A 12,116-nucleotide genomic window follows, 5' to 3' on the forward strand; every position below is an offset into this window, starting at 1 on the left:
GTCCGGCCACACCGCCTCCACCGCATTGCTGTCAATAAACGCTACACTGTCGCCTTTGCCGCTCTTCTCTTTCCTGCAGGATTGCACTTCATTACGACCTTCTTATGACTTCCTTCCATACCGAAAACCTCAACGTCACCGCCTTCGATGCCATGCCCTCGCCGCAGGAATTGCATGCGCGCCTGCCCCTGAGCGACAAGGCCGCTGCTACCGTGGTGCAAGGCCGGGAAGCGCTCAAGAACATCCTCGACCGCAAGGATTCGCGCATGTTCGTCGTGGTCGGACCCTGCTCGATCCACGACCCGGTGGCGGGTCTCGACTATGCGCGCCGGCTGAACGCGCTACAGGAAGAAGTGAAGGACACGCTGCTGCTGGTGATGCGGGTGTATTTCGAGAAGCCGCGCACCACCACCGGCTGGAAGGGTTACATCAACGATCCGGACATGGATGACTCCTTCCATATCGAGCGCGGCATGGCGAATGCGCGCCAGTTCCTGCTCGACGTCTGCGAGCTCGGCTTGCCGACCGCCACCGAAGCGCTCGATCCGATCTCGCCGCAATACCTCGGCGACCTGATTGCCTGGACCGCGATCGGCGCGCGTACCACCGAATCGCAGACCCACCGCGAAATGGCTTCCGGCCTGTCGACCCCGGTCGGCTTCAAGAATGGTACCGACGGCGACATCGGCATTGCTGTCAATGCCATCCTGTCGGCATCGCATCCGCACTCCTTCCTCGGCATCAACAGCCAGGGCCGGGTCGCCATCGTGCGCACCGGCGGCAACCGCTACGGTCATGTCGTGCTGCGCGGCGGCGATGGCCGGCCCAACTATGACACCGTCTCGGTGGCGATGGCCGAACAGGCGCTGGCCAAGGCCAAGCTGCCGGCGAATATCGTGGTCGACTGCTCGCATGCCAACAGCTTCAAGAATCCGGAACTGCAGCCGCTGGTGATGGCCGACGTGGTCAACCAGGTGCGCTTCGGCAATAAGTCGCTGGTCGGCGTGATGATCGAATCGAACATCGTCGCCGGCAAGCAGAACATTCCCGCCGACCTGTCGCAATTGAAGTATGGCTGCTCGGTGACCGACGGCTGCGTCGGGTGGGATACCACGCAAACCATGATTCTGGATGCGGCGAGGATGCTGCGGGAGCGCAAGCAGTAATTTCCCGCTGCGAATACTGGCAGGGGCCCGGCATGCCGGGCCCTTTGCTTTTCAGCGCCTCGCGTCCGCGCGAAAGACTTTTCCGTGATCAAGCGGAATGCAACTTGCTTTGATTTCGCTCTCAGCCATTCATCATGGGGGCGTATCATGGATAAACTTTCCCGGCGGTCCTTTCTCAGGTTGGCCGGCGCGGCGGTCGCAACGAAGGCCGCGGACGTGGGCGCGGCCAGTCCGGCCAGTCAGCCGGCCGCACCTGCGCAGACCAGCTATATTTTCTTCAAGCCGGAAGAAGCCCGGTTCATCGAACCGGCAGTCGAACGCCTGATTCCCGCTGATGAAAACGGCCCGGGCGCGCTGGAGGCCGGCGTGCCGTCCTATCTCGACAAGCAGCTCGGCGGCGCATGGGGCGCGGGCGAGCGTCTGTACCGCAGCGGCCCCTGGCAGCAGGGCCAGCCTACCCAGGGTTACCAGCTGCCGTTCACCCCGGCAGAGTTGTTTCGCAACGCATTGCGTGCCATCAACGCGGACCTGAGCAAGCGCGGCAAGACGTCCTTCGCTTCCTACAGCGCGCAGGAACAGGATGCCTACCTGAAGTCGCTCCAGACCGGCAAGACCGACCTGAACGGCGTGCCCTCCAATGTCTTCTTCGAATCCCTGCTGTCCCTGACGATCGAAGGCTTTTTCGCCGACCCGGTCTATGGCGGCAACAAGGACATGGTCGCCTGGCGCATGATCGGCTTCCCCGGTGCCTATACCAATTTCTACGAACTCGTCGACAAGCACGGCATCGCCTATACGCGGGCGCCGATCAGCCAGGCGGAAGACAACCGCGGCGTGATCCACATCCACCCGAACATCCCGGCAAGCATGCAGCACGGAGGAAAATAACCATGGCAACTCGATTGGCAGAAGTTGATGCGGTCCTCCTGGGCGTGGGCCTGGTGGGAACCATGCTTGGACGCGAACTGACGCGCGCCGGCCTGAAGGTGGTCGGCCTGGAGCGCGGCGAACCGCGATTTACAGTCCCCGATTTCCAGGGACCGCAAATGCATGATGAACTGCGCTATTCCGTGCGCAAGGGACTGATGCAGGACAACACCAAGGAAGCGGTGACCTTCCGCAACCGGATCGACCAGACCGCCTTGCCGATCCGGCGCTGGGAAAGCTTCCTGCCGGGCACGGGCCTCGGCGGCGCGGCCGTACACTGGAATGGTCAAACTTACCGATTCCAGGACACGGATTTCAAATTGCGTTCGCGCACCATCGAGCGCTACGGCAAGAACTTCATCCCGGACGACCTGATCATCCAGGACTGGGGCGTGAACGCAACGGAACTGGAACCCTACTTCGACCGCTTCGAATACCTGCTCGGCACGTCCGGCCAGGCGGGCAATATCAAGGGCCAGAAGATTGCGGGCGGCAATCCCTTCGAGGATCCGCGTTCCCGCGGCTATCCGACGCCACCGATGAAGGAGCCTTACGGCTCGGCCCTGTTCCGCAAGGCCGCGGCCAGCCTTGGCTACCATCCCTTCCCGCAGCCGTCCTCGAACATGAGCCAGCCCTACACCAATCCGGAAGGGGTGAGCCTGCAGACCTGCATGTTCTGCGGCTACTGCGAGCGCTTCGCCTGCGAGCATTTCGCCAAGTCCTCGCCGCAGACCATCCTGCTGCCGGTGCTGCTCAAGGACAAGAATTTCACGCTGCGCACCCAGGCACAGGTGCTGCGCATCAATCTCGACAAATCCAAGAAGCATGCGACCGGCGTCACTTATGTGGATGCCGCCGGTCGCGAGTTCGAGCAACCGGCCAAGCTGATCATCGTCGGCACCTTCGCTCTCAACAATGTGCGCATGCTGCTGCTGTCGGGCATCGGCAAGCCTTACGACCCGAAGACCGGACAGGGCGTGGTCGGACGCAACTACGCCTACCAGACCATGAGCGCGGTGCAGGTCTTCTTCGATGAAAAGATCAACATCAATCCCTTCATGCGCTCCGGCGCGAACGGCACCGTCATCGCCGATTTCGTGAGCGACAATTTCGACCACGGGCCGCTCGGATTCATCGGCGGCGCCTATTTCGGCGAAGTCATGACGAATGGCCGGCCGATCGGCTTCCATCCGACGCCGCCCGGCACGCCAGCCTGGGGCGGGGAGTGGAAGAAGGCGGTGGTGCGGCATTACAACCATACTTCGGTCCTGAATGTGCACGGCAGCTCCGTATCGACCAAGGCCAATTACCTGGACCTTGATCCGACTTACAAGGATGCATGGGGACTGCCGCTGTTGCGCATGACCTTCGATTTTCCGGAAAACGACCTGAAGATGTCGGCCTACATCACGCAAAAGGCGCTGGAGGTCGGGAAGGCGATGGGTGGCCAGCAGGTATCGGGTGGCCCGCGCAAGGGGCCGTACACCGTCACGCAATACCAGACCACGCATAACACCGGCGGCACGGTGATGGGCACCGACCCGACTACCAGCACCGTGAACCGCTACCTGCAAAGCTGGGATGTGCCGAATGTATTCGTAATCGGCGCGTCGAATTTCCCGCAGAACGCTTCCTACAATCCGACCGATACCGTGGGCGCGCTGGCCTACTGGGCGGCCGATGCGATCGTGAAGCAGTACCTCAAATCCCCTGGCCCACTGGTGCGCACATGAATACCCCTTCCCCCATCTTACTGAAGCTGTCGCTTGCATTGCTGTGCGCAGGCGCGGCGGGTGCCCAGGCGCAGACGCAAGGCCAGGGCTCCGGCGGCCTCACCGGCATGCAGATCGCCAACAACGGCACGCCGAACGGCGTTGCGGCATGCGCGGGATGCCATGGCCAGAAAGGCGAAGGCAATGCCCAGGCCAACTTTCCCCGCATCGCCGGCCAGCCCCAGGTATACCTCGCAAAGCAGCTGATGAATTACGCTAACGGCAGCCGCAACAATGCAATCATGATGCCGATTGCAAAAGGGCTGACCCGGGAACAGATCGACGCGGTGTCCGCCTACTATGCGGTGATCGAAGCGCCGCCTGCAAGCCCCGCCGCGCAAGCGCCGGCCGCGCAGATGAAGCGGGGCGAGACGCTGGCCATGGTGGGCGACAACCAGCTGGGCGTGCAAGCCTGCGCCAATTGCCACGGTCCGGGCGGTGCCGGCGAACCGCCGACCTATCCGTATCTCGCCGGCCAGCACGCGTCCTACCTGACCACCGCCATGAAGGAATGGAAGAGCGGCGCGCGCAATACTGACCCGAGCAAGCAGATGCCGACCATCGCCAAGCGCCTCGGCGACAACGACATCTCGGCGCTGTCGGCCTACTTTGCTGCGCAGCCTGCGCCCGTGTCCGAAGCGCGGCGCACCAATATTCCGGTCGGTTCGACTGCCCGTCCCGCCACCGCGGTCAGCTCCGGCTCGAGCGGGCAAGGGACCACGGCGACCCAGGGTGTCGGCAGCGAAGGCGGCACGCCGACCACCGGCGGTGCCCAGGGAGTGGGCGGCGGCGGTGGCGCATCCGGCGCCGGGACATCGGGCAGTTCGGGCGGCGAGGCACCGTGAACCGGATGCGCGTCATGAACCGGGAGCGCAGCTGGCAGGCATGACGGCACTATTTGCGAGCCGATGCCGGCCGCCTGCCAATAAAGCGATCCATTTTTTTGTACAAGGAGATTTCCATGCAAAAGCAGCGCCGCAAGGTATTACGTTCGATCTCGACCATTGCCGTCGTATCGGCTGCAGGGATTCCGGTATCCGCGTTTTCCCAGCAACAGCTGAAGAAGATCGACCCGAAAGATCCGCAAGCCGTCAGCCTCGGATATGTCGACGACACGAAAACCGTGGACAGCAAGAAGTATCCCAAGCATGACAACTCGCAGGTATGCAGCGGCTGTCAGTTCTACACGACCGCGCAGGAACAGAAGAACATCGCGCCCTGCACCATCTTCGGCGGCAAGGCCGTCGCCGCCAATGGCTGGTGCAGCGCCTACGTGAAGAAGGCATCCTGATCAGCCGCCGCCGCTGCGCCCCAAGCGACGCAGATGGATGAGGCCAAACCGGCAGGTCACGCGTGCTGCCAGCGCGGCTGGTTCTGCTTGCTGCCTGCCGCGTTCGCGCGCGGCCTGCGGCAGGCGCACGGCATGCCGTTGCGAGAATTATTAGAATGGCCCTTCCGGCATTTCCCACTCCATTGAACAGGCTATGAGCACTCTTTTTTCCCCGATTTCACTTGGACAGCTCACATTGAAAAACCGGATCGCGATCGCGCCGATGTGCCAGTACTCCGCCCGCGATGGCGAAGCGACTTCCTGGCATCTCATGCATCTCGGCCACCTTGCCCTGTCGGGCGCGGGCCTGATGTTCATCGAGGCGACCGCAGTCGAACCGGAAGGGCGGATCACGCCGGCGGATCTCGGCTTGTGGTCGGATGCGACGGAGCAGGCACTGGGCAATGTGCTGCGCGCGGTGCGGGAGAATTCGCCGATGCCGATCGCAATTCAGCTCGCCCATGCCGGCAGAAAGGCTTCCACCCGGGCACCGTGGGAAGGCGGTGCGCAGATTCCTTCGCATGCTCCCGGCGGCTGGGTCACCGTCGCCCCTTCGGCCCTGCCCTTCACACCCGGCGATGAAGCGCCGATGGCGCTCGACAAGGCGGGGCTGGAACGCGTCCGCAATGCCTTCGTAGCGGCGGCAAAGCGCTCCGAGCGACTCGGACTGGACGGGATCGAATTGCATGGCGCGCACGGCTACCTGCTGCACCAGTTCCTGTCCCCTTTGTCGAACCGGCGCGACGATGAATACGGCGGCTCGCTCGCCAACCGCCTGCGCTTTCCGCTGGAAGTCTTCGACGCGGTGCGCGCGGCTTTCCCCGCTGCCAAGCCGGTCGGCATGCGCGTCTCCGCCACCGACTGGGTGGAAGGCGGCTGGGATATCGAGCAAACCGCAGCCTTCGCCCATGAACTGGAAAAACGCGACTGCGCATTCCTGCATGTCTCGAGCGGCGGCCTGTCGCCGAAACAGCATATTCCGGTGGGACCGAATTACCAGGTGCCGTTCGCGGCGCGCCTGAAACAGGAAGCCGGCATGCCCACCATCACGGTCGGTCTCATCACCGAGCCGGAACAGGCGGAAGCGATCGTCGCCACCGGACAGGCCGACATGGTGGCACTGGCGCGCGGCATCCTGTACGACCCGCGCTGGCCATGGCATGCAGCGGCAAAGCTGGGTGCCCAGGTCGACGCGCCGCCACAGTACTGGCGTTCGCAGCCGAGGCAATTCAAGGAGCTGTTCCGCGGCGCGCATCTCGGGCCGCGCTGACGCTTTCATCGCCCGCGTAATCAGACAGACGCATCCCGCCGGCCACCCCAGCCGGCGTAGTCGGACGCGCTCAACGCCGCTTTTTCCTGCGCTTGGGAAGCGGCGCTTGGGGTTCGGCAATCCAGAAGTCCGTCAATCGTTTCGTACCCTTTCTGATCACGGCTGCCGTCTGGCGCTTGCCCTCCGCCATGGCTTTGCCGCGTGCCGTGCCGAATACGGCATTGGCGCTGCTCAGCCACATGCTCAAAAAGGGATTTTTCCTGGTCCAGGGATTCTTCATTCTCGATTTCCGGTTTGCTGCAATTGATGCAGCGCATCATCCGTGCGTGGCGTTTTCTGGAACCGATTAGACAAACACTGCATGAAACATTCCCGCCCAATGCCGATATGAGGTACAGGAATTTCCTGCAAGACCTTTTCGACACATATAACCGCGCGTTATCGCAACTTTCAATAATGTAAATGGACAGGAATCGGTCACGGAGCCAGAATCGACAGCATACGGAGACTCCAGGGACAATAATGAAAACCTCTATCCCCGCACGCAGCACACGCCATTGCAGCAACCGCACTTCCCGCCATCGGGATGGCCGGCTTCCTTCTCCCTCCGGGCAGTAACAAGTACTTTTGGCAAACCGCCCGTGCATCGTGGCCGGGCCATGCACCGGCACCACCGGTCCCACCGATTCCTCTCCATCCAAACATGAATTACGAACTGCTTTTCCAGGACCTTGCCTCCCGCCGCATCCGCATCGCATTGACTGGCGCCAACGGAGGTTTTTCCCGCACCCTGCTGGTTCAGTGTCGCGCAGTGATGAATGTGGAAATCGCCGCGCTGTGCGACCTCGATGTCGAGAGCACCCAGGCCATGCTGAACGGACTGGGGTTCACTGCGGATGCGGTTCGCGTCTGCAAGACGAGGGAGGAAGCCCGGCGCGCCAGCCAGGAGGGCAAGATTGTGCTGGTCAGGGATCACTCCCTGCTGGCCGATGCGCCGCATGACATCCTGGTGGAAGCGACCGGCCAGCCGGAGGTGAGCGTGCAGGTCGCCATCGATGCGATCCAGCGCGGGGTGCATGTGGCGATGGTAACCAAGGAAACCGATTCCGTGGTTGGCCCCTACCTGAACCGGCTCGCTCTGGAGCATGGCGTGGTCTACACCACCGCAGACGGCGACCAGCCGAGCAACCTGATCGGGCTGGTCACCTGGGCCCGGGTCCTGGGTTTCGAGATCGTCGCCGCCGGCAAGTCCAGCGAATACGACTATGTCTATCACGCCGCTGCCGGCGACATCGAATATACCGGGCACCGGCACCCTGTCCCCGGGCTGGCCGGGCTGTGGGATCTGGGCGATGATGTTCCGTCGCGGCTCGCCCGGCGCAGCGCAGCCATCAAGGAACTGCCGCAAAGCGCGACCCCCGATTACTGCGAAATGAACGTGGTGGCCAATTCCACCGGCCTTCTGCCAGCCTGCGACGCATTGAGCTACCCGCTGTGCCGCATTCCGGAGTTGGCGGACATCTTCATTCCGAAGGAAGACGGCGGAATACTCGAACGCACCGGCGTGGTGGATGTCTTCAATTGCCTGCGCCGCCATGATGAAGCGAGCTTTGGCGGCGGCGTGTTCGTGGTTGTCAGATGCACCGATGACGATGTGTGGCGTCTGCTCCAGCAAAAAGGACATGTGGTTAGCCGCAGCCGCAAATACGCCTGCATCTATCTGCCTTACCACCTGATGGGACTGGAAAGCCTGATGAGCATCTTTTCCGCCGTGCTGCATCAGCGTCCTTCCGGCAGCAATACCCAGAAGGCGCATGCCGTCATGGCGGCCGTGGCACAGCGCGATATTAAGGCCGGTGAAATACTGCACATGGGCGGGCACCATCATGACATTCAGGGCATGAAGCCCGTGCTGTTGCCGGCCGCCCGGGCACGCGGCATGGCTCCCTTCTATCTCGCCGCAAACAAGCGCCTGCGCGCCGATGTTCCGTGCGGCGCAGCGATCTCCATCGACATGCTGGAACTCGAGCAATCCGTGCTGTACGCCGCCTGGCAAAAAATGACCGGCGATTCATGACCGGTTGATGTTCTTCATCAATAACAAGGAGACTGCAATGACAACTAAGGGAAACATGCTCAAGTGTGCCGCGCTGTTGAGCCTCGCGCTGCCACTGGTGGCCGGCAGTGCTTTCGCTGCGGACTGGAAGCCCACCAAATCCGTGGAATTCGTCGTGCCTTCCGGCGCGGGAGGCGGGACCGACCAGTTCGCGCGCCTGGTGCAATCCATCATCGTCAAGCACAAGCTGATGGACCAGAACATCGTGGTGCTCAACAAGGGCGGCGGTTCCGGCGCGGAAGGCTTCTTCGATGCCGCCACGGACAAGGGCAATGCGCACAAGATCGTGTTCGGCACCAACAATGCCTACCTGCTGCCCATGGTGCTGAAGGTTCCCTACAAGTTTGACCAGCTTACGCCGGTAGCGATGATGGCGCAGGACGAATTCCTGATCTGGGTGCAATCCGATGCGCCTTACAAGACGGCGAAGGAATATCTGGATGCGGTCAAGGCCAATCCCTCGAATTTCAAGATGGGTGGCTCGCAATCCAAGGATACCGATCAGACCCTGGTCGAACTGATCAACATGACGCACAACATCAAGCTGACCTACATTCCCTTCAAGAGCGGCGGCGAGGCGGCGACCCAGCTGGCCGGCAAGCATGTGACCTCGAATGTCAACAACCCGAACGAAAACATTTCGCAATGGCGCGCCGGCCAGGTCAAGCCCTTGTGTGTCTTCAGCCCGGAGCGCATGAAGTATCACGACAAGGTCACCGCCGAAGCGGGCTGGAGCGATATTCCTACCTGCAAGGAGCAGGGTGTGAACATCGATGAATACCGGATGCCGCGCACGGTCTACATGCCGGCAGGTGTGAAGCCGGAACAGGTCAGCTACTACGTGAATCTCTTGAAGAAAGTCAGCGAAACGCCGGAATGGAAAAGCTACCTGCAGACCAATGGCCTCAATGACAACTTCGCCAGCGGTGACGCTTTCAGGAAATACATCACGAAAGATGAGGAAACGGCACACAGAATCTTCAGCGATGCGGGCTGGTTGCTGAAGTAAATACCAGCCGCCTTTGCGGCACGTTCTTCAGTCTGATATCTCTTTGCCTCCGTCTTGGGAGGCTTTTTTATTGCCGACGCTTCAGGCAGGCCGAAGGGGCAGGCATGAAGCGCAGGAAGCAGAGGCCGCTCTGTCAACCCCCGATAAGCCGTCTTCACCACGGTGAAGAACTCCGCGGCATAGCTTCCCTGCTCGCGCGCGCCCTGCAAGGCGGGATGGAGGTCATTGCAACGACTGAAACCCATCCCCTTCCCGCCCCTTGAAGGGGAGGAAGCTAGCCCGCGCTCCGGATCAGAAATTTTTTGCGGGCTTGCCAAGGGTCTGCCATGCACTATTGATTCAGAGTGCCTGCACACCACCCGGCGGGACGGCATCCTTGCCCCGGCCGATTCCATTGATCAGCGGCATGCCGAATTCGGCAGCGTCGATTTCAAACTCGTCGCCCTCCTGCGTCTTCACGCCGTCGGCGAAGGACAGCGTCGCGGTGCCGAAGAAATGCACATGCACATCGCCTTCGCGCAGGAACTGGCTGTACTTGAAATGGTGGTATTCCAGGTTGGCGATCGTATGGCACATATTGCTTTCGCCGGACAGAAATTCCTTTTCCCAGATCACGCGGCCGTTGCGGCGGATGCGGCTCATGCCGGAAATGTGCGCCGGCAATTCGCCGGTGCGAAGCTCGGGACCGAACGAGCAGAAGCGCAGCTTGGAATGCGCGAGATACAAGTAGTTCTTGCGCTCCATCACGTGATCGGAAAACTCGTTGCCGAGCGCGAAGCCAAGACGATAGGGCCGGCCGCCCGGGCCAATCAGGTACAGGCCGGTCACTTCCGGCTCTTCGCCCCCATCGTCGGCAAACGCCGGCACGGGGAACGGCGTTCCCGGGCGCACCACGATGCTGCCGTTGCCCTTGTAAAACCACTCCGGCTGGACGCCGGATTCACCCGCTGCCGGCCTGCCGCCTTCGACGCCCCATTTGAACATGCGCATCGAATCGGTCATGTGCGATTCGTCTTCCTGCGCCTTCTGGTGCATCTTGTCGCGCGTGGCGGCACTGCCCAGGTGGGTGAGGCCGGTGCCGGTGACCAGCACGTGGGCCGGGTCTTCATGGTCGAGCGGCGCGAGCACGCGCTTCTCGGCGAGAAGTTCGGCGTAATCGAAGCTGTCTGCACAACCGGCGTGTTCGACCTGCTGCGACAGCGTACGCCCGGCGGCAATCGCCTGCAGCGCCAGCTCGCGCATGGTGGAAGCGCCCTTCACTGCGGCCACCTTGTCATCCGCGCGCACCATCCCGAGACGGCGTTCGCCGCTTGCAGTTTCAAATTGGATCAGTCGCATGGCCAGTTCTATTCGATCACGTTGAAGTCATGCAGGTGTTCGTCGGAAATTTCGAGTCCGAGGCCCGGCAGATTGTCGTCCAGCTGCAGGAAGCCCTTCACCGGCTGAGGCTCGCCCTTGAACACGTAGTAGAACAGTTCATTGCCGACTTCGACGTCGAACACCGGGAAGAACTCAGCCATCGGGCTGGCGGTCGATGCCATCGTCAGGTGGTAGTTGTGCATCTGCCCCGCATGCGGAATCACCGGCACGCTCCAGGCTTCCGCCATGGCATTGATCTTTTGCGCGGCGGTGATGCCGCCGACGCGGTTGGTGTCATACTGGATCACGTCGACCGCACGCTTTTCCAGCAAGTCCTTGAAGCCGTAGCTTGTGAATTCATGCTCACCGCCGGAAATCGGGAACGGGCTGATCTTCTTCAGTTCCGCATAGCCTTCGATGTCGTCGGCGATCACCGGCTCTTCCAGCCAGCGTGGATTGAATTCCGCCAGGCGCGGGATCATGCGGCGCGCGTATTCCAGGGTCCAACCCATGTAGCATTCGAGCATGATGTCCACGCCGTCGCCCACCAGCTCACGCAGGGCGCGCACCTGGGCGATGTTCTTTTGCATGCCGGCCGGGCCATCCTTCGGCCCGTAGCCGAAGCGCATCTTCATGCTGGTGAAGCCTTGCTCGAGATAGGTTCTTGCTTCCGCCAGGAAGACGTCGAGATCATCATTTGCATACAGCTTGGAGGCGTAGCACGGAATCCTTTCCTTGGTGCGGCCGCCCAGCAGCTTGAACACCGGGCGCTTGACCGCCTTGCCCATCAAATCCCAGAGCGCGATGTCGACTGCGGAGATTGCCGCCATGGTGATGCCCTTGCGCCCCCAGGCCATGGTACGGCGGTACATTTTCTGCCACAGGTATTCGTTGTCGAACGGGTCTTCGCCCGTCACGAGCGGAGCCAGGTACTGGTCGACGATCTGCTTGGCGATGCGCGGTGCGAGCGCGCAGTTGCCGATGCCGACCAGGCCGTTGTCGGTTTCGATTTCCACAACCAGCCAGCCGTGAAAGCGGAACGAGCCCATGGCATCGCCGCGTTCGAACAGGATATCGCTGGCGTTGGTGCAGAAGTGCGCCTGCGGCGGAACGACCTTGCCCTTCCATTCAAAGACGCGGGCGCGGACCTTGGTGATTTTCATGTCA

Annotated in this window: 11 protein-coding genes; 8 read left to right on the plus strand and 3 right to left on the minus strand. The window is 61.8% G+C overall.

The genetic code is table 11. The features are described from left to right. Positions 1 to 104 precede the first annotated feature (104 nt). The 6 genes from HGHM_RS14675 to HGHM_RS14705 all read left to right on the plus strand — a co-directional run bounded on the left by HGHM_RS14675 (position 105) and on the right by HGHM_RS14705 (position 6,465). The gene (locus tag HGHM_RS14675; RefSeq protein ID WP_019142304.1) at positions 105 to 1,166 is read left to right on the plus strand and encodes a 3-deoxy-7-phosphoheptulonate synthase; all 1,062 of its coding nucleotides are present in this window, start codon (positions 105 to 107) and stop codon (positions 1,164 to 1,166) included. Between the two features lie 147 nt (positions 1,167 to 1,313). After that, positions 1,314 to 2,054: a gluconate 2-dehydrogenase subunit 3 family protein gene (locus tag HGHM_RS21405; RefSeq protein WP_034348542.1), complete on the plus strand. Its 741-nt coding sequence runs from the start codon at positions 1,314 to 1,316 to the stop codon at positions 2,052 to 2,054. A gap of 2 nt (positions 2,055 to 2,056) precedes the next feature. After that, entirely contained in the window at positions 2,057 to 3,826 is a 1,770-nt protein-coding gene (locus tag HGHM_RS14685) for a GMC family oxidoreductase (RefSeq protein ID WP_026076054.1), read from the plus strand. Beyond that, positions 3,823 to 4,710 (plus strand): c-type cytochrome, encoded by an 888-nt coding sequence (locus HGHM_RS22355; protein ID WP_019142307.1) that lies wholly within the window; start codon positions 3,823 to 3,825, stop codon positions 4,708 to 4,710. Before HGHM_RS14685 ends, HGHM_RS22355 begins: the two co-directional genes overlap by 4 nt. A 116-nt stretch (positions 4,711 to 4,826) precedes the next feature. Further along, positions 4,827 to 5,156 (plus strand): high-potential iron-sulfur protein, encoded by a 330-nt coding sequence (locus HGHM_RS14695; RefSeq protein WP_026076055.1) that lies wholly within the window; start codon positions 4,827 to 4,829, stop codon positions 5,154 to 5,156. 193 nt (positions 5,157 to 5,349) lie between these two features. Next, positions 5,350 to 6,465 (plus strand): NADH:flavin oxidoreductase/NADH oxidase, encoded by a 1,116-nt coding sequence (locus HGHM_RS14705; RefSeq protein WP_019142310.1) that lies wholly within the window; start codon positions 5,350 to 5,352, stop codon positions 6,463 to 6,465. Between the two features lie 70 nt (positions 6,466 to 6,535). Here HGHM_RS14705 and HGHM_RS14710 read toward each other — a convergent pair whose 3' ends face one another. Next, on the minus strand, positions 6,536 to 6,745 hold the full coding sequence (locus HGHM_RS14710) for a hypothetical protein (protein WP_019142311.1): 210 nt from the start codon (positions 6,743 to 6,745) through the stop codon (positions 6,536 to 6,538). Positions 6,746 to 7,168: 423 nt separating this feature from the next. On the opposite strand from HGHM_RS14710, the gene HGHM_RS14715 reads away from it, so the two are divergent. Both HGHM_RS14715 and HGHM_RS14720 read left to right on the plus strand, forming a co-directional pair. Beyond that, on the plus strand, positions 7,169 to 8,542 hold the full coding sequence (locus tag HGHM_RS14715) for an NAD(P)H-dependent oxidoreductase (protein ID WP_019142312.1): 1,374 nt from the start codon (positions 7,169 to 7,171) through the stop codon (positions 8,540 to 8,542). Between the two features lie 37 nt (positions 8,543 to 8,579). Beyond that, complete coding sequence (locus tag HGHM_RS14720) at positions 8,580 to 9,590, plus strand: Bug family tripartite tricarboxylate transporter substrate binding protein (protein ID WP_026076056.1); 1,011 nt, start codon at positions 8,580 to 8,582, stop codon at positions 9,588 to 9,590. A gap of 339 nt (positions 9,591 to 9,929) precedes the next feature. Here HGHM_RS14720 and araD1 read toward each other — a convergent pair whose 3' ends face one another. Both araD1 and HGHM_RS14730 read right to left on the minus strand, forming a co-directional pair. Continuing rightward, positions 9,930 to 10,928: an AraD1 family protein gene (araD1, locus tag HGHM_RS14725; protein WP_019142314.1), complete on the minus strand. Its 999-nt coding sequence runs from the start codon at positions 10,926 to 10,928 to the stop codon at positions 9,930 to 9,932. 8 nt (positions 10,929 to 10,936) lie between these two features. Further along, entirely contained in the window at positions 10,937 to 12,112 is a 1,176-nt protein-coding gene (locus HGHM_RS14730; protein WP_019142315.1) for an L-rhamnonate dehydratase, read from the minus strand. Positions 12,113 to 12,116: the final 4 nt, after the last annotated feature.

This window comes from Noviherbaspirillum massiliense JC206 (assembly GCF_000312045.1).
GTDB classification, from domain to species: domain Bacteria; phylum Pseudomonadota; class Gammaproteobacteria; order Burkholderiales; family Burkholderiaceae_D; genus Noviherbaspirillum; species Noviherbaspirillum massiliense.